23 protein-coding genes are annotated in these 21,227 nt (G+C 71.1%); 9 read left to right on the forward strand and 14 right to left on the reverse strand.

The window, feature by feature from the left end:
- Positions 1-140: 140 nt before the first annotated feature.
- Entirely contained in the window at positions 141-3,527 is a 3,387-nt protein-coding gene (locus ABTY61_RS10825; RefSeq protein WP_350504620.1) for an AfsR/SARP family transcriptional regulator, read from the reverse strand.
- A gap of 216 nt (positions 3,528-3,743) precedes the next feature.
- Between ABTY61_RS10825 and ABTY61_RS10830 the strand changes: the two genes are divergently transcribed.
- Positions 3,744-4,568, forward strand: a complete 825-nt coding sequence (locus ABTY61_RS10830) for a site-2 protease family protein (protein WP_350504621.1) — start codon at positions 3,744-3,746, stop codon at positions 4,566-4,568.
- A gap of 33 nt (positions 4,569-4,601) precedes the next feature.
- Here ABTY61_RS10830 and ABTY61_RS10835 read toward each other — a convergent pair whose 3' ends face one another.
- The gene (locus ABTY61_RS10835; protein ID WP_350504622.1) at positions 4,602-4,790 is read right to left on the reverse strand and encodes a hypothetical protein; all 189 of its coding nucleotides are present in this window, start codon (positions 4,788-4,790) and stop codon (positions 4,602-4,604) included.
- Positions 4,791-4,903: 113 nt separating this feature from the next.
- Positions 4,904-5,596, reverse strand: a complete 693-nt coding sequence (gene npdG, locus ABTY61_RS10840) for an NADPH-dependent F420 reductase (protein WP_350504623.1) — start codon at positions 5,594-5,596, stop codon at positions 4,904-4,906.
- Positions 5,597-5,643: 47 nt separating this feature from the next.
- On the opposite strand from npdG, the gene ABTY61_RS10845 reads away from it, so the two are divergent.
- Together ABTY61_RS10845 and ABTY61_RS10850 are read left to right on the forward strand one after the other, a co-directional pair.
- Positions 5,644-6,276, forward strand: coding sequence for a hypothetical protein (locus ABTY61_RS10845; protein WP_350504624.1), 633 nt, complete (start codon positions 5,644-5,646; stop codon positions 6,274-6,276).
- Between the two features lie 46 nt (positions 6,277-6,322).
- Positions 6,323-7,651, forward strand: coding sequence for an MFS transporter (locus ABTY61_RS10850; protein WP_350504625.1), 1,329 nt, complete (start codon positions 6,323-6,325; stop codon positions 7,649-7,651).
- Between the two features lie 22 nt (positions 7,652-7,673).
- On the opposite strand, the gene ABTY61_RS10855 is transcribed toward ABTY61_RS10850, so the two are convergent.
- Positions 7,674-7,904 (reverse strand): hypothetical protein, encoded by a 231-nt coding sequence (locus ABTY61_RS10855; RefSeq protein WP_350504626.1) that lies wholly within the window; start codon positions 7,902-7,904, stop codon positions 7,674-7,676.
- Between the two features lie 116 nt (positions 7,905-8,020).
- Between ABTY61_RS10855 and map the strand changes: the two genes are divergently transcribed.
- A complete protein-coding gene (map, locus tag ABTY61_RS10860; RefSeq protein ID WP_350504627.1) occupies positions 8,021-8,866 on the forward strand; it encodes a type I methionyl aminopeptidase in 846 nt (281 codons plus the stop codon).
- 147 nt (positions 8,867-9,013) lie between these two features.
- Here map and ABTY61_RS10865 read toward each other — a convergent pair whose 3' ends face one another.
- On the reverse strand, positions 9,014-9,712 hold the full coding sequence (locus ABTY61_RS10865) for a bifunctional DNA primase/polymerase (RefSeq protein WP_350504628.1): 699 nt from the start codon (positions 9,710-9,712) through the stop codon (positions 9,014-9,016).
- A gap of 447 nt (positions 9,713-10,159) precedes the next feature.
- On the opposite strand from ABTY61_RS10865, the gene ABTY61_RS10870 reads away from it, so the two are divergent.
- Positions 10,160-10,444, forward strand: coding sequence for a DUF8847 domain-containing protein (locus ABTY61_RS10870; protein ID WP_350504629.1), 285 nt, complete (start codon positions 10,160-10,162; stop codon positions 10,442-10,444).
- A 39-nt stretch (positions 10,445-10,483) separates the two neighbouring features.
- A complete protein-coding gene (locus ABTY61_RS10875) occupies positions 10,484-10,693 on the forward strand; it encodes a hypothetical protein (protein WP_350504630.1) in 210 nt (69 codons plus the stop codon).
- 66 nt (positions 10,694-10,759) lie between these two features.
- Here ABTY61_RS10875 and ABTY61_RS10880 read toward each other — a convergent pair whose 3' ends face one another.
- On the reverse strand, positions 10,760-11,425 hold the full coding sequence (locus tag ABTY61_RS10880) for a PadR family transcriptional regulator (RefSeq protein ID WP_502895268.1): 666 nt from the start codon (positions 11,423-11,425) through the stop codon (positions 10,760-10,762).
- Between the two features lie 383 nt (positions 11,426-11,808).
- Here ABTY61_RS10880 and ABTY61_RS10885 point away from each other — a divergent pair, with 383 nt between their 5' ends.
- Positions 11,809-12,297 carry a DUF4265 domain-containing protein gene (locus ABTY61_RS10885; RefSeq protein ID WP_502895269.1) on the forward strand — a complete coding sequence of 163 codons (489 nt, stop codon included), beginning with the start codon at positions 11,809-11,811 and terminating at the stop codon, positions 12,295-12,297.
- A gap of 927 nt (positions 12,298-13,224) precedes the next feature.
- On the opposite strand, the gene ABTY61_RS10890 is transcribed toward ABTY61_RS10885, so the two are convergent.
- From ABTY61_RS10890 to ABTY61_RS10900, 3 genes are read right to left on the reverse strand one after another with little or no spacing between them, the layout of a single operon-like run.
- Positions 13,225-14,262 (reverse strand): TniB family NTP-binding protein, encoded by a 1,038-nt coding sequence (locus tag ABTY61_RS10890; RefSeq protein ID WP_350504632.1) that lies wholly within the window; start codon positions 14,260-14,262, stop codon positions 13,225-13,227.
- On the reverse strand, positions 14,259-16,340 hold the full coding sequence (locus ABTY61_RS10895) for a TnsB C-terminal domain-containing protein (protein WP_350504633.1): 2,082 nt from the start codon (positions 16,338-16,340) through the stop codon (positions 14,259-14,261). Before ABTY61_RS10895 ends, ABTY61_RS10890 begins: the two co-directional genes overlap by 4 nt.
- Positions 16,328-17,086: a TnsA-like heteromeric transposase endonuclease subunit gene (locus ABTY61_RS10900; RefSeq protein WP_350504634.1), complete on the reverse strand. Its 759-nt coding sequence runs from the start codon at positions 17,084-17,086 to the stop codon at positions 16,328-16,330. Before ABTY61_RS10900 ends, ABTY61_RS10895 begins: the two co-directional genes overlap by 13 nt.
- 160 nt (positions 17,087-17,246) lie before the next feature.
- Between ABTY61_RS10900 and ABTY61_RS10905 the strand changes: the two genes are divergently transcribed.
- Positions 17,247-17,663 carry an ACT domain-containing protein gene (locus ABTY61_RS10905; protein ID WP_350504635.1) on the forward strand — a complete coding sequence of 139 codons (417 nt, stop codon included), beginning with the start codon at positions 17,247-17,249 and terminating at the stop codon, positions 17,661-17,663.
- A 106-nt stretch (positions 17,664-17,769) separates the two neighbouring features.
- The gene (locus tag ABTY61_RS10910; protein WP_030056921.1) at positions 17,770-18,027 is read left to right on the forward strand and encodes a metallothionein; all 258 of its coding nucleotides are present in this window, start codon (positions 17,770-17,772) and stop codon (positions 18,025-18,027) included.
- A 259-nt stretch (positions 18,028-18,286) separates the two neighbouring features.
- Here the strand turns inward: ABTY61_RS10910 and ABTY61_RS10915 are convergent, their stop codons facing one another.
- The 5 genes from ABTY61_RS10915 to ABTY61_RS10935 form a co-directional block, all read right to left on the reverse strand.
- Positions 18,287-19,132 carry a GNAT family N-acetyltransferase gene (locus ABTY61_RS10915; RefSeq protein WP_350504636.1) on the reverse strand — a complete coding sequence of 282 codons (846 nt, stop codon included), beginning with the start codon at positions 19,130-19,132 and terminating at the stop codon, positions 18,287-18,289.
- 96 nt (positions 19,133-19,228) lie between these two features.
- Positions 19,229-19,426, reverse strand: a complete 198-nt coding sequence (locus ABTY61_RS10920) for a hypothetical protein (RefSeq protein ID WP_097238145.1) — start codon at positions 19,424-19,426, stop codon at positions 19,229-19,231.
- 1 nt (position 19,427) lies between these two features.
- Complete coding sequence (locus tag ABTY61_RS10925; RefSeq protein WP_350504637.1) at positions 19,428-20,546, reverse strand: radical SAM protein; 1,119 nt, start codon at positions 20,544-20,546, stop codon at positions 19,428-19,430.
- Positions 20,534-21,025 (reverse strand): ATP-binding protein, encoded by a 492-nt coding sequence (locus ABTY61_RS10930; RefSeq protein ID WP_350504638.1) that lies wholly within the window; start codon positions 21,023-21,025, stop codon positions 20,534-20,536. The genes ABTY61_RS10925 and ABTY61_RS10930 overlap by 13 nt, the downstream gene beginning before the upstream one ends.
- Complete coding sequence (locus tag ABTY61_RS10935; protein WP_350504639.1) at positions 21,022-21,192, reverse strand: hypothetical protein; 171 nt, start codon at positions 21,190-21,192, stop codon at positions 21,022-21,024. Before ABTY61_RS10935 ends, ABTY61_RS10930 begins: the two co-directional genes overlap by 4 nt.
- Positions 21,193-21,227 lie beyond the last annotated feature (35 nt).

The raw sequence follows: 21,227 nt of genomic DNA on the forward strand, positions 1-21,227 counted from the left end.
GCGGGGGCCGGCGGCCGTGGACAAGCCGCCGGACGGCGAGCGGCCGTTCGGCCGGTGACCAGGGGACGGGCACCGGCCGAACGGCCGCTCAGCCGACCGCTCAACGGATCGATCGCCCGGTCGGTCGCCCGGTCGACCGCTCAGCCGATCAGCTCCTCCAGCAGCTCCTGGGTCTGCTGCTGCGTCATCCCGCTGCCGGAGGCGTGCGCCGCCTCGTACGCGGCGTCGCCCAGCAGCCCCCGCACGACGGCCGTCGACCGCTCGCGCTCCACCCGGTCCAGGAAACCGCCCTTCGGGCCGTTCAACTGCTTGTGCGCACCGATCAGCACCGCTGCCTGGCGGGCCCGCTCCAGGTCGCCGTCCCGCTCCACGTAAGCCACCAGCATTCCGGCCACGGCCGGCACCACCATGACCGTCATCTGCTCGGCGAAACCGCTCGCGGCCGTCACCGAGACCAGCTGCCGACGGCCCTCCCGCAGCAGGGCGTGCCCCTCCTCCGGATCCCCGGCCCGGGCCGTGATCCAGCCCCGGGAGCACTGCAGCAGCCCGCCGACGACGCCGGGGACGAACCCGCCCGAACTGATCCCGTCGAGCTTCGACAGCGCCGCCTTGGCCTCCTCGAACTCGCCGCGATGGGCGTGCAGGGCGCAGAGCGTCAGGTGACCGAACAGCAGGGCACCGGTGGTGGACTGGTTGAGGCCGGTGCCCTCGATGGCGGCCAGCGCCGACCGGATCATCCGCTCGCCGCGCTCCGGGTCGTACTCCAGCAGGGCGCTGCCGAGGTTCACCTGCAGCATCGGCACCTCGTGCGGCGCGCCCAGCTCCTCGGCCAGCGCTATCGCCCGCTCGTACGCGGCGGCCGCGCCCACGGCATCGCCCCGATTCGCCAGCGACTCACCGCGGGCCGCCAGCGCCTGGGACACCCCCCAGAGGTCGCCGGCCTGCTCGAACAGCTCCAGGGAGCGCTGGCCGTCCCGGATGCTCTGCTCCTCGCCCTCCGGCCAGTCGTTCAGCATCCTGGCCCGGACCTGCAGGGCGAACGCCAGGTCGCTCGGATCGCCGTGCAGCTCGCAGCCGCGGACCGCGTCGTCCATCAGCTGCTTCATCAGCTCCAGCCGGCCGGCCAGGAAGGCGCCGAACACCCGCATCAGCGCGGGGAAGCGGTAGCCCTGCGGCAGCTCCGGGGTGTAGCTGTCCAGCAGCTGCTCCGCCATCCTGACCGCGTTCTCGTCGCCGAGCACGTCGAGGTTCCCCTCGAACATCCCGATCAGCCGGAACATCGCGGCCAGTCGGCGGGCCTCCTCGACCACCCCCGCGGGCATCGGCACGCCGTACTCGAGCACGTTGCGCTCCAGCGGCACCGGCGGCGGGGCGTCCGGGGCGAACGGGTCCGGGCCGAGCGCGGCGATGGCGTTGTACCAGCCGCGGGCCTCCATGCTGTAGCCGCGCAGCGACCAGTACCAGCCCATGCCGACGCCGAGGACCAGCGCCTGCTCCTCGTCCGCGAGGTCGATCGCGCGCCGCAGCGCGGCCCGGATGTTGTCCTGCTCGCGCTCCAGCACGTTCAGCCAGTGCAGCTGCTGCGGACCGTGGACGTTCAGGTCGGCGGTGGCGACCATCGCACGGAAGTGCGCCAGGTGACGGGCGCCGGTGGCGTCCCGCTCGGCGGCGGACTCGGCCAGGCGCTCGGCGGCGTACTCGTGGATGGTCTCCAGCATCCGGTAGCGCGGCTGGCCGCCGTCGTCCGCCAGGTCGGCCACCAGCAGGGACTTGTCGACCAGCGAGAGCAGCAGGTCGGCGACCTCCGGGCCGACCACCTCGGTGCCGTCCGCGCAGACCGCCTCGGCGTCCTCCAGCTGCCAGCCGCCCGCGAACACCGAGAGCCGGCGCAGCACCGCCCGTTCCCGCTTGCCCAGCAGGTCCCAGCTCCAGTCGACCACCGCGCGCAGGGTCTGCTGGCGCGGCAGTACGGTGCGGCTGCCGGCGGTGAGCAGGGCGAAGCGGCCGTCCAGCCGGTCGGCGATCTGGCGGGCCGTCATCACCCGCAGCCGGGCGGCGGCGAGTTCGATGGCCAGCGGCAGGCCGTCCAGGCGGCGGCAGATCTCGGCGCACGCCTCCGGGTCGCTCTGCGGGTCGAAACCGGGGCGGGCGGCGGCGGCCCGCTCGGTGAGCAGCCGCAGCGCCACCGGGTCGGGCAGCGGCTCGACCGGCAGGGCCGTCTCGCCGGGCACGCCGAGCGGCTCCCGGCTGGTGGCGAGCACCGTCAGCCCAGGGCACTCGGCGAGCAGGGCGTCGACCAGGTCGGCGGCGGCCTGGATCAGGTGCTCGCAGTTGTCCAGGACGAGCAGCATCCGGCGGGGACCGCAGTGCTCGACCAGCCGGCGCACGGGGTCCTCGGCGCGCTTCTCCATCACCTCGGTGACCATGCTGGCGCTGTGCAGCACGATCTCGCGCAGGCCGAGCGCGGAGACCACCGCGGAGGGGACGGCCTCCGGGCTCTCCAGCGGGGCGAGTTCGGCCAGCCAGACGCCGTCCGGCCAGTGCCCGGCGGACTGCTCGGCGCGGCCGGCCTCGACCGACAGCCGGGTCTTGCCGGAGCCGCCCGGGCCGGTCAGGGTGACGAGCCGACGCTGCGTCACCAGGCCGCGCAGGGCGGTGAGATCGGCGTCCCGGCCGACGAAGCTGGTCAGTCGGCCGCGCAGGTTGCCGGTGACGCGCGGGTGTTGGGACGCGGGCTCCGGTGCCGACGCCGACTGGGGCCCGGAGGCGGGCGCGAGGGCGGCGGCGGGTCGGGCGGCGGCTGGGGGAGGTTCCGCCGAGGTGAGCAATTCGGTGTAGCAGGACTGGAGTTGGCGACCGGGGTCGACTCCGAGCTCGTCCGCCAGGGCGCGTCTGGTGCGCTCGTAGTGGCGCAGCGCCTCGGCGGTGCGGCCGCTCCCGTGCAGGGCCCGCAGCATCAGCAGCTGGAGGGGCTCGTCCAGCGGCTGCCGTTCGCACAGCTCGGCGAGTTCGGCGACCAGTTCGGCGGCCCGGCCGAGGCCGAGGTCCGCGGTGATCCGGTGCCGACGGGCCTCGTCCCGCTGGGCCTCCAGCCGGGCGGCCGCGGCGGCGCGGTCGGGCAGGTCGGCCAGGGCGGGGCCGCGCCACAGCGCCAGGGCGGCGCGCAGCCGCTCGGCGGCCAGGGCGTCGTCGCCGGCGTCGAGGGCGTGGCGGCCCTCGGCGCTCAGCCGCTGGAAGTCGGCGAGGTCGGTGGCCGGGTCGGCCAGCCAGTACCCGGCCGGGCCGGAGCCGACCCGCTCCCGGCCGATGGTGCGGCGCAGCCGGCCGACCAGGGTCTGCAGCGCGGCGGAGGAGTCCTGCGGTGGCTCGGCCTCCCACACCTCGTCCACCAGCAGGTCGGCCGGGACCGGCCGCCCCTGGCGCAGGGCCAGCGCGGTGAGCAGCGCCCGCAGCCTGGCACCGCCGAGCGGGACCGGCGTGCCGTCGTCGTGGTGGGCCGTGGTGGTACCGAGGATGCCGTAGTGCACCGGTCCATTCTGGTCGATGGACGGGCACGCGGGCGCACAATTGTGCCGGCCCCTTCCGGGCCGCTCTCCGGCCTCGCCCCCCCGCCCCCGGCTCGGGCGGAACCGGACGCCTCCCCTCGGACGTTCACCCTGGGCGGCTTGTCCGGCCCCCGGCCCGCCCGGCATGATCGGTCCCTGCCGGTATCCGCCTTCCCTCTGTCCACGGAGCACCCACAGATGACCTTCGCCGCCACGCCGCGCTCCCGCAGCGAGGACCGCCGGATCAGCCCGGTGTTCTGGGTGCTGCTCGCCACCCTCGGTACCTCCGGCTGGGCGGTGTACTCGGGCTACGGCAACGCCTCGTTCGGGGTGTTCCTGTTCGTGGTGTCCGGCTGGATGGTCTCGCTCTGCCTGCACGAGTACGCCCACGCGCGCACCGCGCTGCACGGCGGCGACATCACCGTCGGCGCCAAGGGCTACCTCACGCTCAACCCGCTGAAGTACGCCAACGTGCTGCTCAGCTTCGTGCTGCCGATCGTCTTCGTGATCCTCGGCGGCATCGGCCTGCCCGGCGGCTCGGTCTGGATCGAGCGCAGCCGGATCCAGGGCCGGCTCAAGCACAGCCTGATCTCGGCGGCCGGGCCGCTGGTGAACCTGGTGATCGGGGCGGCCCTGCTGATCCCGGTCGGCGCGGGATGGCTGGACAACCCGGGCTTCTCGATGGAGTGGCACGGCTCCGACTGGCCGTGGCGCTACACCCCGCTGGCCTGCGCCTTCGCCTTCCTCGGCCTGCTGCAGATCAGCGCCGCGATCCTGAACCTGCTGCCGGTGCCCGGCCTGGACGGCTACGGCATCGTCGAGCCCTGGCTGTCGTACAGGACCCGGCGCTCGATCGAGCCGTTCGCGCCGTACGGGATGCTCGCGGTGTTCGCGCTGCTCTGGCAGCCCCAGGTGCGGAACGTCCTCTTCGACGCCGTGTTCGCCGTGATGCACCTGTTCGGCGTGACGGACGACACCTTCGCGGGCCTCGGCCAGCTGCTGTTCCGCTTCTGGGAGAGCTGAGCCCCCGGGGACGCTCGTGAGGTCGGTGGCCGCTCAGCCCTGCTCGGCGGCCGCCGCCTCGGCGATCTTCTCCTTGCGCCGGTTCAGCCAGAGCACATTGCTCGCCACACCGGCCAGCGGGAGCCAGATCAACCCGATCCAGAAGCCCTCGACCATCGAGACCACGGCGGCCGCCAGCGCGAGGACGACGACGAGCAGGGCGAACAGGGACGTGCGAGGCATGGCGCGGGGCTCCTAGGACCGGGTACGGACGGCCGGATGACGGCCGCCACCCATTGTCGCCGACCTCACCTCCGGACCGGTCCAGGGGTGAGGTCGACACGACCGGTGACTTCCTACACGTCGGTGATCCGCAGACCCGCGTGAGCCTTGTAGCGGCGGTTGACCGAGATCAGGTTGGCCACCAGCGCCTCCACCTGGTGGGCGTTGCGCAGCCGGCCCGCGAAGATGCCGCGCATGCCGGGGATCAGCCCCGCCAACGCCTGCACGATGTCGGTGGCGGCCCGCTCGTCGCCGAGCACCATGACGTCGGTGTCGATCCGCTCCACCGACTCGTCCTGCAGCAGCACCGCCGAGAGGTGGTGGAAGGCGGCGGTGACCCGGGAGTCCGGCAGCAGCGCGGCGGCCTGCTGGGCGGCGCTGCCCTCCTCCGGCTTGAGCGCGTAGGCGCCCTGTTTGTCGAAGCCGAGCGGGTTGACGCAGTCGACGACGACCTTTCCGGCGAGTTCCTCGCGCAGCGCCGTCAGGGTGGCGGCGTGGCCGTCCCACGGGACCGCGACGATCACCACGTCGCTCTCCCGGGCGACGGTGGCATTGTCGGCGCCGCGCACGCCGAGGCCCAGCTCGGCGGCCGAGGCCTCGGCCCGGGCGGCGTCGCGGGAACCGATGATCACCTGCTGGCCGGCCTTGGCCAGTCGCAGGGCCAGCCCGCGCCCCTGGTCGCCGGTGCCGCCGAGGACACCGACCACCAACTGCGAGACGTCCGGCAGCTCGTGGGCCGGGTTTGTCGCTGAATCGAGGGAAGTCATGGGCTGATCTTCCCAAATCGGCGGCCCGGCGCGACATCCTGGCCCGCATGGACGCAGTGAGAGTTTCGGCACTTCGTGAACGACTCACGGGCACCGGCTGGTTGGAGGCCGTCGGCGGCTTCGCCGGCTCGCTGCGGCGCTCGGTGGAGCGCCGCGGGGCCGGTGAGCTGCTGCTGGTCGGCACCGAGGCGTACGAACCCTGGCACCTGGCCGCCCACCTGGAGGACGAGGCCGCCTGGTCGGCCGTCCCCCGGCTGGCGCCCACCCTGCTGCGGCACGCACCGCCCGCCGCCGCCCCGGCCCACCTGGCCCACGACCTGCGGCGGCTCACCGGGGCCGGGCGGAGGGCCACCGTGCTGGTGGTGGCCCCGGGGGCGGCCGGCGCCCCGCTGCTGGAACGGGTGCAGGACGCCCGCCGGCGCGGCGCGACCGTGCTGGCCCTGGACGGCGCCGACCCCACCGCGCCCGCCGCCGCGGGCGGCCTCGACGACCTCGACGACCTCGCCGGCCTCGCGCACGAGCGCCTCGCCGTCGGCACCGCCGCCGAGGAGCCCTTCGACCTCGCCCAGCACCTGGTCAGCGCCGCCGCCGGGCAGCCGCTCGGCCGCCGCTCCGCCCTGGGCCGGCTGGCCGACCTCGCCGGGCGGCTGACCTCCGCGCCGCCGCTCAGCCGCTGGTGAAAAACCCGTTGCGACGGGCGAACCGGCCGTCCCAGGATGGTGGTTCGTGAACGACGACGAACCACCCCATACCGGTCGGCGACGCGCGCTGCTGCGCTCGCTGACGCCCGACCTGACACCGTGGCGCGCCTCCCGCGACTTCCGCTACCTCTGGACGAGTGGCTGCGTCACCAGCTTCGGCAGCTTTCTGACGTACGTCGCCGTACCGATGCAGATCAAGGAGCTCACCGGCTCCTCCTTCGCAGTCGGCCTGATCGGCGCCGTCGAACTCGTCCCGCTGATCGTCTTCGGCCTCTGGGGCGGCGCCCTCGCCGACGCCCTCGACCGCCGCAAGCTGGTGCTGCGCTCCGAGGCCGCGCTCGGCCTGCTGGCCGGACTGCTGCTGCTCAACGCGCTGCTGCCGCACCCACTGCTCTGGCCGGTCTACCTGGTCGCCGCGCTGGTCGCCGCCTGCGACGGCCTCCAGCGCCCCGCCCTCGACTCGCTGCTGCCGCGGATCGTCGCGCACCAGCACCTGACGGCCGCCTTCGCCCTCAAGTCGCTGTACCACAACGTCGCTTCGGTGGCCGGGCCGGCGCTGGCCGGCGTCGTGGTGGCCTTCTCCGGAGTGCAGACCGCCTACGCGCTGGACGTGCTGACCTTCGCCGTCTCGCTGCTGCTGCTCGTCCGGATCAAGGCGGTGCCGCCGCCCACCGGCGCCGAACGCCCGTCCGTACGGGCGGTGCTCACCGGGGTGCGGTACGCGTGGAGCCGCAAGGACCTGCTCGGCACCTACGCGATCGACCTCTGCGCCATGCTGTTCGCCTTCCCGGTGGCCGTCTTCCCCTTCCTGGCCTCGGACTTGGGCGCGGACTGGGCGCTCGGCCCGATGTACGCGGCCTCCGCCGCCGGCGCCCTGCTGGTCGGCGCGACCAGCGGCTGGGCGTCCCGGATCCACCGGCACGGCCGACTGCTGGTGGCCGCCGCGGTCGCCTGGGGCGCGGCCATGGCGCTGGCCGGACTGTCCGGGAACGTCTGGCTGGTGCTGCTCGGGCTGGCCCTGGCCGGCGGTGCCGACGAGATCAGCGGACTCGCCCGCTCCACCATGTGGAACCAGTCCATCCCGGACGAGGTCCGCGGCCGGATGGCCGGCGTCGAGCTGCTCAGCTACTCCGTCGGCCCCCAGCTGGGCCAGGTCCGGGCCGGCACCATGGCCGGCCTGATCGGTGTGCGCGCCGCCGTCTGGACCGGCGGCCTGGCCTGCGTCGCCGCCGTCCTGGCACTCGCCGCCGCCCTCCCCCGACTGCTCGCCTACGACGACCGCACCGACCCCCACACCGCCGCCGTCCGCGCCGAACACGAACGCACCGCCCGCGAAACCCCCGCCCCGGCCTGACCGCAGCGCGGCGCCCCGGCGGTCACTCGGCGCCCTCGTCCTTCGGACGGTCGCTCCAGCGCGGGTCGCCCTGCCACTCGCGGTTGCGCTCGTCGGCGAGCTGGAGGGCGTGGGCGGCCTCGTCGGGGGTGGCGTAGGGGCCGAGGCGGTCCTTGGCCGGGCACTCCGGGCCCTCCTCGACCTTGGCGTGCTTGATGCAGTAGAACCACTCGCCGGGCTTGCCGGTCGGCTTGCGGTGGAATCCCAGGGGCATGGCGCTCTCCCGTCCAGAGGTAGCGGGTCGGTACCGATCATTCCCCGGACGGGGCCACCGTGCACACCACACGGGAACCGCCGGGCGGCGGCGGGGCGGCGACTAGACTCGCCGCCATGGCTCTCGTACCCGGCATCCAGTCCCCCACCCGCAAGGTCCCGGCGCACATCGCGCGCCCCGAGTACGTCGGGAAGCCCGCTCCGACGCCGTACACCGGGCCCGAGGTGCAGACCGCCGAGACGATCGAGAAGATGCGGATCGCGGGCGGGATCGCGGCCCGGGCGATGGAGGAGGCCGCGAAGCTGATCGCCCCCGGCGTCACCACCGACGCGCTGGACGTCGTCGCCCACGAGTACATGTGCGACCACGGCGCCTACCCGTCCGACCTCGGCTACCGCGGCTTCCCCAAGTCCGTCTGCACCTCCGTCAACGAGGTGATCTGCCACGGCATCCCGGACTCGACCGTGCTGCAGGACGGCGACATCGTCAACATCGACGCCACCGCGTACATCCACGGGGTGCACGGCGACCTCAACGCCACCTACCTGGTCGGCGACGTGGACGAGGAGTCCCGGCTGCTGGTCGAGCGCACCCGGGAGTCGCTGAACCGGGCGATCAAGGCGGTCAAGCCGGGCCGCCAGATCAACGTCATCGGACGGGTCATCGAGTCCTACGCCAAGCGCTTCGACTACGGCGTGGTGCGGGACTTCACCGGACACGGCATCAACACGTCGTTCCACTCCGGCCTGATCGTCCCGCACTACGACAGCGAGCGGGCCACCGAGGTCATCAAGCCCGGTATGACGTTCACCATCGAGCCGATGCTCACCCTGGGCACCTACGACTACGAGATCTGGCCGGACGGCTGGACCGTCGTCACCAAGGACCGCAAGCGCACCGCCCAGTTCGAGCACACCCTGGTGGTCACGGCGGACGGCGCGGAGATCCTCACCCTGCCGTAGCCCCGCCTCCGGCACCGGCGCGCCCCGAGCCCCAGGGGCGCGCCGGTGCCGAAAGCCGAGGAGCGACAAGCGAGGCACGAGCGCCGGAGCGACGAGCGTCGGCGCCGGGTCCCAGCGCCCCGGAGGCGAGCGGGCGAGTCACCGCCCTCAGCCGATGAGCCACTGCTCCTCGGCGACGGCGCCCACCTCGGTGCAGGCGTCGGTGAGCACGTCCAGGACGCGCAGCGGGTCCGGCAGCGGCAGTTCGGGCCCGCGCAGCCACCGCACCTCGGAGCCGTCCGGCAGTGCGGCCGGCGGGAGCAGGGTGTAGGAGCCACGGCAGTGCCAGCGCAGGCCGGGGTGTTCGGACACGGTGTCCGGCGTGGAGTCGAGGGCGCTGTCCCACCACTCGTCCTCGTCCTGGGGGGTGCCCCGGGTGGCGGTGAAGAACAGGTAGCGGTCCTCGCCGACGGCGGCGACCGGGCCTTCGACGCCCAGGGCGGTCAGCCGCTCCAGGGCGAGCCGGCCGGCCTCGGCGGGGACGTCCAGGACGTCGTGCACCCGGCCGGTGGCGGTGACGAAGTTGGCCTGGGGGTCGCGGGAGAGCCAGCGGGAGAGCTGTTCGGGATCGGTGGTGGCCTGGGTCTGCCAGGCGAAGGAGACGGGGTGCCGGGCCGGGGCCGGACAGGCCACCCGGTCACAGGAGCACCGGTAGCCGGCCGGGTGGGCGGCGGGTGCGAGGGGGAATCCGGCGCGCACCGCGCCGAGCAGCTGATCCAGTCTGGCGGCCGGGTCCGCGCCTCCCGGGCGGGCCCGCTCACGGTCACGCTTCTGCCACCAGGTCGTCCACCTGCTGCCGGCTTCCATCGGGCCCCTTCCGCGCAACTGCCGTGCCTGGTGCGACACAGCGTTCGACGTACCACTCCGACGCAACGCGCGGCGCCCCCCGCTGCTTCCCGGGGCGGTGCTCGGCCCTGCTGTCCGCGCCCCGCCGACCGCGGCCGGGGTCACCGGACGACCGACGCCCGGGTCTCGGTACGCCTGTCGCGGCAGCACGCTGTCCGCGCCGGTGACGGCCGGAGGGCACGCTGACTCGCGCCTCGCCCGGCCCGTACGGGGCCCGCTGGCCCGGGGTGAACCCCGAGGGCGTACAGGAAGGATAAGGGTGCGCGGGGCCTCTGGATGACCGGGGGCGGTGCCTCTCCGGTCACACTCCGGGCACGCGGGCCACACTCCGGGCACTCCGTCGCCACCTGGTCTCCGCCCCCGGGTGCTCCCGCCGTGGTCAGCGCGTGGAGGTGAGACCCTGGAGGGGTGAAGAGCGCGGACACCGAATTCGTCGGCGGGCCCCTGGACGGGACGGTCCTCCCGATCCCGCTGGGGCCGATGCTCGGCGTGCCCAAGAAGTACAAGGTCCCCGTCCCCGCGCGGGGCGACTCCCCCGCGCGCACACTGGTGTACGTCCGGAGCAAGCAGGTGCGGGGGCTGAGCTGGTTCTGGCGCTACGAGTACGACGAGGCGGCCTCCACCGGGCCCTCCGGATCCAGCGGACCCGCAGAGCTCACCGGACCCGTAGAGCCCACCGGGCCCTCGGACTGACCGGCCGCCCCTTCCCCTTCCCCTTCCCGGGAGGTCGGCATGGCCAGGACGGTTCGGCACCCCGTACGGCACGGCAGGAGCCGCGCGCAGGCGGCCGCCCACCACAACCGGCAGTTCGCCTGGGTGACGGGTGCCCTGCTGCTGGTGGTCTGCCTCTACAGCGTGACGATCGGCCCCGACGGCTGGCTCTGGTTCGGCTGGGCGGTGCTGCTGCTCGCCTGTGCGGGCCTGTTCGTGGTCCGTCCCTGAGCAGCGGCACCGCCCGTGTCACCGGCTGTGTCACCGGCTGTCGCCGTGACCGGTCCCCCGCACCGGTCAGTCATCCTCGGCGAGGATGAGGTAGAGCTTCTTGCGGGTCTCGGTCAGCACCGCCAGTCCCTTGGCGCGCTGCGCCTCGGTGCCCGTCCGCATGACCTGCTGCACCGCCTGGTCGACCGCGGCGAGCGCCTGGCCGACCTCCTGGACGGCCTCCCAGTCGACCTCCCGGCCGGCTTCGGCCCACGGCTCCGCCGGACCGGCCTCGGCCTCGGCGCGGCCCGTCTCGGTGAGCGAGACCAGCCGCTTGCCGCCGACCTCCTCCGCCGTGATCAGGCCCTCCTCCTCCAGCAGTTGAAGGTTCGGGTAGATCGAGCCGGGGCTGGGCCGCCAGGCACCGTTGGTCCGTTCGGTGATCTCGGCGATCATCTCGTAGCCGTGCATCGGCCGCTCCTTGAGCAGGGCCAGCAGCGAGGCCCGGACGTCACCGCGCCGGGCCCGGCCGCCGCGCCGCCCGTGCGGCCCGCCGCGCCGGCCGCCGAAGCCGTGCCCGAACGGGCTGCCCGGCGACCGGCCGGGGCCGCCGCCGAACGGCGGGCCGAAGCCGCCGAAGGCCGCCCGCCCCTCGAACTCCTCCCCGGGCATCCCCCGGAACTCCGGGCCCGGCCCGCGGCGGCGTCCGCCGCCGCGCGGGCCCTCCGCACGAAATCGCATTCCTGAGCGCATGGCGCCCACCTCCTTGAGGTTTGCTCGCTTCCGAGACAGTCGAGTCACTGTCTCGATAGTTCGACGATATATCGGTGACTGTCGCTCGTCAACGGATCCCGATACGGTTCCGACTGTCCTGTGCCACCGAACCCTGGCTGGTTGCCACTGAAGGTTGACCAACACGGTTTCGTGCCAGTGAAGGTTGACCGCACCGTGGTTGTGTCAGCGAAGGTTGACCAGCCGAGGGCCTCGGTCCCACGTGCAGAGTTCTATGCGCCAGCGGCCCCTGTGGCCGCGGGCTCGGAGACCCGCCTCAGCGAAGGTCGGCGTGCTGGTCCGATCCCTAGGAGCCCGATCACTCAGCTCAGACCCGATGCAAGGTCCCGCCGCCGGGTCAGCCCATGATTGGCGTCATGGAGAACGCCGTCGAAAAGATCAAGGTCTGGTTCCGGTTCGTCCCCCGCGAGGGCTGGTTCCCTCAGGACATCGAGGGCCTGTGGGCGACAAGGCTCAGCGCTGACACGGCCACGATTGAGAACGTCCCGTTCCTCCAGGACGGTGTGGCCGAGGGGGACGTTGTTCAGTTCCAGACCGACTCGGATGGGCTGCACTGGGCTGTCGGGCGGGTCAGTTCAGCCGGCAATTGCACGGTTCGCGTCGTTCCCGTCCCCTCTGGGCTGCTGGGACGCAGCCCTCAGGCGGTGCATCAACGCCTGGCTGTCTTCAACCTCGGCGGTGAAGTCATGAGCAAGGACTTCCCTATGGTCGCCTTCAACGTGCCGGCCGGCGCGGACTTCGCCGGGATCAAGGCACTGCTGAAACAAGGGCAAGACGCGGGCTGGTGGCACTACGAGGTTGGCTGCGGGACCGACGAGTGGTGGAGCGCCTGACTCCAAGTCTTCGCGTTCGTCCTCGCTGTCACGGGACAACTGCCCTGACAGTGCGTTCAGTCGCGACCTGTTGACACTGCAGTGAACACCAGCGGCGAACTCGTCCAGAGGGACCGCGGACGAATAGCTTCTGGCAGTGCTCACACGTCACCGGGCCGTAGTCGGCGGGGTCAAGCCCGCGCTGGGCCCGCTTGCTGCAGCGGCCGGAGCACCATTTGCGGACGGGGCCTCTGGGGTGAGTGGATGACGGAATCGGCTTTCCGCAGAAGCCGCAGGCGGTCATGGGCAGGGGAGGCTGCTCGCGTTGGGCGAGCTGGTGCCAACGTCGGGCTTCATTGCTGCAGGATGCCGAGCAAGTCTCCCATGTTGTATTCGAGAACTCCGGGATCGGGTTCTCGCAGACGATGCACGCACGCGATTGTTCGCCGGGCTGCGGCCCGACGTGGCCGGCTTGCGTGTTGTCGGGTTGGCCATACCAGCGCGCAAGGTAGGCAGCACGGCGGCAGGCCGATGAACAGAGCCGCTGCCTCTGTCCGAGCCGAAGGACCATGGGCTGCTGGCAGACCCGACAAGCAACCGTCGTGAGGGTGCGGCGATGGGCCCAACTCCGGCATCGGCTTGAGCAGAGAAAGGGAGGTCTGCCGAAGGGGGCCTTAGGTGGGATGCTCGTGCCGCACTCCTTGCATTTCGCGGTGTCCAGGATCTTTCGCAACAGCTGCGGGTCGCGGCCGGAAACTTCGGCTAGTCGGTTCCAGGACAGTGGGCCGGGGCCCCACGGTGGCTCGACGAGGAATTTCCGCAGATAGGCAGGTGGGAGATGGTTGGCTTGGGCGAGTCGGGCGATGAACGACCGCCCGCCCTCACCCGCGATTGGGCGGATTTGGAACGGGAGCTTCGCGATCACTTCCCCTTCCCAGGCGGGGCGATTCATCCTGCTCCATCCTGTGCCTGAGTGCTCTTGGGTCGATTGCGGCGGGAGGCTATATCCAGATCGACGGCCAGCAGACCCTGCTTCGTTATCTTCTCGGTCCCGCTGAGGATGGCGTCAACGGCGGCTCCTCGAACCTGGTGGGAGAGGGTGCCGATCATGCCTCCAGTTCGGGTGTGGAGAAAGCGGTCCAGCCGGGTGAGTATGCCGGGCTTGTGCTGATGCAGCAGCAGGTTGGCCTCCATCTGGGCCACGAGGGCCTTCCATTCCGCGTTATAGGGGAACGGGTGGGTGGCGACCGAGGTGAAGCGGGCGGCGATCTGGTCGCCTCGGGTCCCGGTCAGGAGGCTGCTGTCCTCAATGTCGATACCCGCGTAAGCGAAGGTCGCCGGGATTCGCTCGGAGAAGTACTTGAGCGTGTCCGAGGCTTCGGCCCCAGTTCGGGTATGAAGGGAGATGTTGTGGATCTCATCCACCAGAACCAGCCCGGTGCGAGCTTTGGTGCAGACGCCGACCACTGCCTCGGTGAGGTCGGTGATGTTCGAGCTTCTCCGGACCGGCAGCCCGAGAAAGCGGGCGAACTCGGCTGCAATCATGCGGGGTGTCGCAGCTGGCGGGACGGTGATGTAGAGGACCGGTATGCGTTCGTCCTGCCCGGGGTGCCGACGGCGGTCCTGAAGTTCGTGGGCCAGGCCGAGCTGGGCCAACGCGATGGTCTTGCCAGTGTTGGCCGGTCCCGTGACGATCAATCCGCGACGGGCACTGATCGCCCCTCGGTTGAGGATGATCAGGCGGCGTCCGCATGTGACGGTGTGTCGGACGGTGGAGGTGGCGACCACCTGCAGGCGGGCGTGGTGGTCGAGGCGGTCATCGTCGTAGGTGTACTTGTCTTCTTTGTTCAGGGCGTCGTACTCGTCCTGTGGCAGCGTGACCATCGGCTCGGCGACCGCCGAGGAGACGAACTCGCGCCAGCCAGGCAGGGTGGTCAGTTGCCGCCCGAAGTCGTCGTCCGGACTGTCGGCAGGACTCGTGATCACAGGCGCTTCCAGGGGTCCTCGAGCGGGTCGAAGAGCCCCAGCGGGATCACCTCGGCCAGCGTCTCCTCGTCCTCCGCCGGCTCTTCCGGAGAGGGTTCGTGCTGTGGCTTCGGCAGGGGTGGTGCCGCGGCTGTGGCCCGGACGGTGGCCTTGGTCCGGGCCGCGACACGGTGGTCGCCCTTGGCGGGCTTGGTCTTCCTGCTCTTCTTAGCAGCCGGCTGGTCGGGGCCGGCGTGGGCGCGGGTCAGCAGGGCCGCGACGGCATCGGCGAGTTCTTCCTCGGTGGCCTTGGGCAGTTGGTGGCTGACGTGGTCCCAGGCCAGGTCGCCGAACGGGACCGGGGCCCGGTTCAAGTACTTCCAGGTCGCCTGGACCCAGCCGCCGCCTGCGCGGTGGTCACGGACCCAGACCCGGGAGACGTCGTAGGGGTCGCGGTGGATCTCCCAGAGTCCGCGTTTGGCGGTGATGCCGGAGTCGCGTCGGCGCATCGGGCCGAGCTCGGGGCTGTCGTAGGTGCGGTTGTTGATCCGAATGCCGTAGGTGTTGACAGCCCGCCAGGCCGCCGGCAGGAGTTCGATGTAATCCTGGCCGCTGAGGGCGACCGGGACATAGCCGCAGGCCTCGACCAGGGCGGCGTACTTCTGGTTCGGAGTGAACAGCCGCCCGGGGTGGTCGGGGTCTCGCAGTCCTTCGTGGGGACGGTTCTGCCAGTGCGCGATGATCCACTCGTCGAGCAGGTCCTGAAGCTCGGGCAGCGACCACAGGTTCTCCTGCTCGGGGTGCCGTCCGCGGCGGTCAGTGTTGCGGCCGGTGTGACCCGGCAGAAACTGGGCGAACATCGTGGCGACCGAGCCCAGCATCTTCTCGATGTGACCCTTCTCGAAGGGCGAACCCTTGTGGGTGGGCTGGAAGTCGATCTCCAGAAATCGGCAGGAGGCCCGGAAGTTGCGGGAGATGAACACCTTGCCGTGGTCGCAGACGATCATCTCCGGGACGATGACCGGCTTGGCAGCGGCGTGCTCAAGGCGCTCGTCCAAGGTCAGCAGGCGGCGGTGCGGCAGCACGGACCGGGACATCTTGAGCACATCGACCCAGCCCGGCCGCATCAGCTCCGGGGTGACCGTGCGCGCCAGCAGCACGCTCGCGTCGACCGACTTCGTCGACGGCCGCAGCACCGCCGCCGACAGCGTCCGGGACGCGACGTCGATCATGCCGGTGAGCTCAACCTTGCCGACGACCCCGTTGTCGAGGCGGACCATGACGTCCAGCGGCGTCGAGTCGATCTGCATCACCTCGCCCGGCGCGGACACCGTCAGTTCGCCGAACGGAGCCGCCGCCCCGTGGGCCCTGGACCGGCGCGTGACCGCGGAGCCGGTCGCGTGAGTGCCCGCGGTCAGCTTCGCAACCAGCCGGTAGAGCGTTCGCCTCGACGGCAGCTCGACCGGTTCCCCACCGCGCTCCCGCAAGATCTCACCGGTCCGCCAGATCAGGTAGGCCCCGTTGCGGGTCGAGGTGTCGACTCCCTCCTTGATTGCCTGCCGCATCGCGTCGACGACTGGCTCGGGCACCGAGCCGAACTCCTTGCGCTTGCGGACCGGCCGGTGGTCGGCCAGCCCGACCAGGCCGTCTTCCTGGTAGCGGCGACGCCGGAGTCCGACCGTGCTCGGCTTGACTTCGTGGCCCAGGGCCGTGAGCTCGGCCGCCTTGACCCGCTGGCGTGAGGTCACGGACGAGCCGGAACCGTAGCCAGGCCGCGGAGGCGTGCCCGGCTCGGCGTCCGGCGGCAGCCGGTGCAGGACCTCAAGGATGTGCTTCTCCCACCAGAGCGCCTGCTTGACCGCATCAGGCGGGAACGTCTCCAGTAGCCCGGTCGGGGGCATCGGCATGCGTTCGGGCTGGAACAGGACCTCGAAGTCCGCTGCCTCGAACAAGTCGATCAGGGCGACCACCCGGTGCGGCGCCTGGTCATCTTCCAGCACCGCGGCCTGGGCGGTGATGTCGAGGACCCCCCTCATCTGACCGTCGAACCGGATCCTCTGGCCGACCGCCAGGGCCGGTGGCCGCTTCAGCCTGCCCATCGACTTTCCTCCGTCCAGACGAGACTGTCGGTCTCCATCAGGCCGCTCACCAGGTCCGTTCCCAGAGCACCGGACCAGAGCAGGTGAAACAGCACCGGCAGAACCTGCAGCCGGTCCCCGACCAGTCCGGCCCCCTCCCAGAGGGCCATCGGCTCACGGAAGACCTCCAAGAGCCGGGCGGCGACCGAGGCCGGCCGCCCGCAGCGAGTCCGCCGGTAGCGGGCCAGCCAGCGGATGTTCGCCATGAGTACTGGTTCGGGCCGCCCCGCCCATTCGAACTCCCAACCCACCGTCCGGCAGGCGCGTTCGGTCGCGGTGAAGGCCTCCCACGTCTCCCCGTCCAGGTCGCTCTCAGCGCGGACGTCAACGACGCGGGCCCGGCCATCAGCCAGCCGAACGAAGTAATCCGGAGCGTGACGACGACGCCGGTTGCCGTCGTGCCAGTGCAGCCAGAACGGCTGCGAGGCGATGGCTGTGACCTGCGGATCTCGGTCGAGCAGAACCAGTCGGTCCCGCTCCAGCCACGACTCGTAGCCCACGTGATCCCGCTCGGTGACCGAGTAGTACCAGCCCGCGAAACCCTGGCTGCCCTTGTGCCAGCTGAACTCGCGAACAGGCTCAGCCATCTCGAACTGCACGTCCCAACTCGCACGCAACGGCTTGCGCTGGCGTACCCCCTCAACAGAAAAGGCCAGTTCAAAGGCCGTAAGCGCATCCTCAACGAGCGCACGTGCCGGTTCCCCCACCGCATCCTCACTTGACGGATCAGCTACAAGTCAAGGTTCGGTGGCACAAACTAGCGTTGATCAACCTTCGCTGACAACACGTCAGGGTTCGTTGTCACAGGACACCGACACGGTTGCGACAGACGGCACGGGCCCGGGGCGAACGGATACGGTGACGGGCATGTCCGGTGAACGAGACCTTGCGACCCTGCTGCGCGGGATGCGCCCGCAGCTCAACCCGGGGCGGTACGTCTACTGCACGCTCCCCGCGAAGGTGCCCGCCGGGATGCGGCCGGTGGTGACCGTCGCCGAGCCCGAAGGGGTGACGGTGGTGGTCACCCAGGACGAGGCCGACGCGCTCGGACTGCGCTACGACTACGTGGCCGCCTGGATCACCCTGCAGATCCACTCCGCGCTGGAGGCCGTCGGACTGACCGCGGCCGTCGCCGGGCGGCTCGCCGAACAGGGCATCAGCTGCAACGTGGTGGCCGGCTTCCACCACGACCACCTGTTCGTCGCCGCCGACGACGCCGACCGCGCCGTCCTGGCCCTGGAGCAGCTCTCGGCCGACTCCGCCGACTCCTCCAGCTCGGCCTGACCGTCCCGCCGGACGGGCCCGCCGGGTGGCCGCCCCCGGGCGACCCTTCGACACTGGTGGGAGCCGCCCCGCCAGGGCCGGCCCCGACCGGAAGGAGACGGCCGCCATGGCCATCTGCGTCACCTGCGGCAACGACTACTGGCTCGCCTTCGAGATCAAGACGGTCACCGGCGACACCTACACCTTCGACAGCTTCGAGTGCGCGATGGAGAAGCTCGCCCCCCGCTGCGAACAGTGCAACGTGCGCATCGTCGGCCACGGCGTCGAGGTGGCCGGGATGTTCTTCTGCTGCGCCAACTGCGCCCGGGTCAACGGCGGCCTCGGCGAACAGATCCGCGACGCCGTCGGCGCCCACCCGGCGTGAGGCCCGGCAGGACCGAGGTCCGGCCCCGGGGCCCGAACGCGACGAAGGCCCCCCGGCCGCGCTTCTCGCGCGGGCCGGGGGGCCTTCTCCAAGTCGGCGACGGAAGAGTCGGCCTGTACGCCGGGAACAGTCTCTTCACCAGCAGCGACCTGCGGAAACGCCGTTCCCGGCGGTCCGATCGCCACGTGATCGCCACACCTTCGGCGACCGCCACTCATCGGGCCTCTTCAGCGGCTCCTCGTCCGTCGTGAGGCTCTCGTCAGACGGTGGTGGTGCAGACGAATCCGAGGTCGGCCAAGCCCTCGCTCTGGCACAGTCGGTCGGATGCGCCCCCGGCAGCTGTCTGCAAGAGCTGGTAGTCGGCGCCGTGTTCCTTGCCCCAGTGCATCGCCGAGCGCCACAGGAGCCGACCGAGGCCGAGGCCTCGGTATTCCGGCAGAACACCGAAGTACTGCGGAAGGAGTCGTCGCCTACCGATGGGGTCGGCCATGGTCTCCATGGGGCCGATTGCGCCTACTACGCGCTCGCCCCGGACAGCGACCAGCACGGGGCCGACGCTGTCGATCCGGGAGTGCAGGAACACGAAGCCCTCGCCGGCCAGCTTCTCGGCGAACTCGGGGAAGGCGGTCCGAATGGCTTCGGGCTGTTGGCCGAGAGCCTCGATTCCCTCGACGGCTGGTGCGTCCTGGTCGAAGGTACGGAGCTGTACGCGGGTAGAGGCGGCCACTGGGTCGGCGGCGTCCTGAAACCACACCACACGGGCTTTAGCCCCGTCATGCTCGGCGGCAAGCTTGGCGGCGAGTTCCTCGGCCTCCTGGCGATACTCGCGGGCACCGTAGAGATGGACGCGCAGGATGCCGCGACCGGTGATGGTGGGGATCAGCGTGCGGGCCTGGTCCTGAACGACGGCATCCACCAGGACATGCTCGTCCTTGTGGTCGGACCACCGCCGGTCCTTGTCGTGCGGCAGGAATTCTCCGGTGCCAGCGACGGCGAACACGTCGGCCAGAAGCTCAGCGGAAACAGCTTCGGGGTGGAGCGGCCCGAGCGTCGGAAAATACGGGACGCACATCACGGGGCGCAGCAAGTCCCAGCGCAGATCCATACCCGCACCCTACTCGCCCGCCCCGCACGGCTCAGGCCCCGACGCGGAGAGCGCCGGGGCCTGAGCGTTACTGATCAGGTGCGATCAGCGGGTGGTTCAGTGCGGGTTGTCGTCGCCCGCGTTGCACGAGCACTTCACGCTGTCCATGACGTCGTCCAGGTCGCCGACGGCGATGATCTCGGTGACGGGCGGGGTCGGGGCCGCGATCGGCCGCGTGAGGTACGGCAGGCGCTGGGCCGGGCCGTCGTCCGGGAGCGGACGCCTCGGGGAGAGTTCGACAGCTACAGCGGTCATGTCACCCTGCTTTCTTGATCCCGTGCTGGCAGTAACTTGCGAGTGGTGCCTTCGCCTCCTGGTAGTGCTTGGCCAGCGGCCGGCACACGGTGCACGCGCCGGAAAGCTGGCAGCCGGAGCATCCACCGGTGCGAAGCATGAGGCGATCGGCGATGGCGCCGAGCCGGGCGAGGCCGTTGATCCCCTCAGCGGGGAGGCTGATTTGGTCGTCACGGCCGATCTTGCAGATGGACACCAGCCCGTGTGGGTCGGTGTGGAAGAAGGTGTGTCCGGCGTTGCAGCCGCCGAACGGCTTGCGCATCCGCAGGTGCTCCTTGGACTGCGCGGTCAGCGACTCCGCCCCGCCGTAGATCGTCGGAGTCATGTTGGTGAAGACGTTGTACTCCAGCCCCCAGCCTTCACACAGGTCGATCATCGCCTGTTCCTCGGTGGCGTTGTCCTCGGTGACGATGATGCTCATCCGCAGCGGCAGCTTGGCCCGGCGGCCGGCATTCATGCCCTGGATAAACAGGTCCCAGGCGCCCTGCCGCTGGGTCAGCTCGTCGTAGCTGGCCTTGGTCGCCCCGTACATCGATACCGTGACCCGGTAGGGCGGGCACTCGCGGAACATCTCCAGCAGGTTCTCTCGCCACAGCAACGAGGCGTTGGTGGAGACGGTGATCATCATGCCCAGCTCGAACGCACGGCGATACGAGGGCATGAAGTCCCGGTCCACGGTGGGCTCGCCCCCGGTGATCTGGAGCCAGAGGACGCCGGCCTCGGCCATGATGCCCAGGCAGGTGAGCTTGTCCGCGAGCGGCATGCCCGAGTTGACCTTGAGCCCGAGATAGCAGTGCTTGCACTTGTAGTTGCAGCCGAGGTTGATCTCCCAGCTGGCTCGCGAGTAGCCCCAGGTGGAGGGCTGCCGGACCAGCAGGACGTCACCCGCAGGACGACCGGTCACGTCCAGGTCAGCCCACTGGGCGCGTACGGCGTCCGCGAGCCACGAGGGAACTGCCTGAGCGGGGTTGTGGGCGCGCAGATCCTCGTAGTTGGCCTGCGGGAGCCGGAGACCACCCCGGCCACCGGGGCGCACCAATAGGTATTCGTCCAGGAACGGACTGGCGATCAGGTCGTGCACGTGTTCCCCTCCTTCGCTGAGCGGTATTCGGTGGCTGTGGCGCCCTGAGGTCCTGCCTGCGACAGGGTGTTTGGTGGACAGCCGATCTCGGCCCAGACCCATTTGCCGAACGGGGCTTCGTCGACACCCCAGCGGTTGGCGATGCGGTCGACGAGGCCCATGCCGCGCCCGGACGTCTCGGTGACCCCGGTCTTGATGACCACGGGCAGGGCGCGTGACGAATCGCGGACCGCCAGTCTGAGTCGGCCCCCGTCCAGGCCGAGTGCCACACACAGCCAGGTGCAACCGGTGTGCCGGGCTGCGTTCCCGACCAGTTCCGAGACGATCAGCCGAGCATCTTCCAGCAGATCGAGACGGCCCCAATCGGTCAGCTTCTCCTGGACCAGGTGTCGGGCGCTCCTCGCCGACTCGGGGGCGCAGGGCATGTGCCGCATGCAGCGGCGGCGCCGCATGGTGGGCACGTCAAGTGCGGTTGTCACCGCAGCCCCTGGTGCCGCCGGAGCCACCGGCCGCGTTGGAGCTGCCATAGGCGGATCTCCGGTAGGAGCGCCCGGCTCTCGGCCGGGACATAGAGCGCGGTGCCCCTACCTGCCTCGTCGGTGTCGGCATGGATCAGGCCGCGCTTGGTGAGCAGCAGCGTCGTCATGGTCGTCAGGGCGGCCTCCGGTAGTCAGGGGCCGC

It is taken from the genome of Kitasatospora sp. NPDC096128 (assembly GCF_040303105.1).
Lineage (GTDB): Bacteria > Actinomycetota > Actinomycetes > Streptomycetales > Streptomycetaceae > Kitasatospora.

Coding starts and splice junctions, on each gene's coding strand:
- ABTY61_RS10885 (WP_502895269.1), top strand. CDS start 11,809: ATGATTGGCGTCATGGAGAACGCCGTCGAAAAGATCAAGGTCTGGTTC.
- ABTY61_RS10880 (WP_502895268.1), bottom strand. CDS start 11,425: ATGCGCTCAGGAATGCGATTTCGTGCGGAGGGCCCGCGCGGCGGCGGA.
- npdG (WP_350504623.1), bottom strand. CDS start 5,596: ATGACTTCCCTCGATTCAGCGACAAACCCGGCCCACGAGCTGCCGGAC.
- ABTY61_RS10915 (WP_350504636.1), bottom strand. CDS start 19,132: ATGGATCTGCGCTGGGACTTGCTGCGCCCCGTGATGTGCGTCCCGTAT.
- ABTY61_RS10905 (WP_350504635.1), top strand. CDS start 17,247: ATGTCCGGTGAACGAGACCTTGCGACCCTGCTGCGCGGGATGCGCCCG.
- ABTY61_RS10845 (WP_350504624.1), top strand. CDS start 5,644: ATGGACGCAGTGAGAGTTTCGGCACTTCGTGAACGACTCACGGGCACC.
- ABTY61_RS10835 (WP_350504622.1), bottom strand. CDS start 4,790: ATGCCTCGCACGTCCCTGTTCGCCCTGCTCGTCGTCGTCCTCGCGCTG.
- ABTY61_RS10855 (WP_350504626.1), bottom strand. CDS start 7,904: ATGCCCCTGGGATTCCACCGCAAGCCGACCGGCAAGCCCGGCGAGTGG.
- ABTY61_RS10875 (WP_350504630.1), top strand. CDS start 10,484: ATGGCCAGGACGGTTCGGCACCCCGTACGGCACGGCAGGAGCCGCGCG.
- ABTY61_RS10935 (WP_350504639.1), bottom strand. CDS start 21,192: ATGACGACGCTGCTGCTCACCAAGCGCGGCCTGATCCATGCCGACACC.
- ABTY61_RS10830 (WP_350504621.1), top strand. CDS start 3,744: ATGACCTTCGCCGCCACGCCGCGCTCCCGCAGCGAGGACCGCCGGATC.
- ABTY61_RS10920 (WP_097238145.1), bottom strand. CDS start 19,426: ATGACCGCTGTAGCTGTCGAACTCTCCCCGAGGCGTCCGCTCCCGGAC.
- ABTY61_RS10865 (WP_350504628.1), bottom strand. CDS start 9,712: ATGGAAGCCGGCAGCAGGTGGACGACCTGGTGGCAGAAGCGTGACCGT.
- map (WP_350504627.1), top strand. CDS start 8,021: ATGGCTCTCGTACCCGGCATCCAGTCCCCCACCCGCAAGGTCCCGGCG.
- ABTY61_RS10910 (WP_030056921.1), top strand. CDS start 17,770: ATGGCCATCTGCGTCACCTGCGGCAACGACTACTGGCTCGCCTTCGAG.
- ABTY61_RS10895 (WP_350504633.1), bottom strand. CDS start 16,340: ATGGGCAGGCTGAAGCGGCCACCGGCCCTGGCGGTCGGCCAGAGGATC.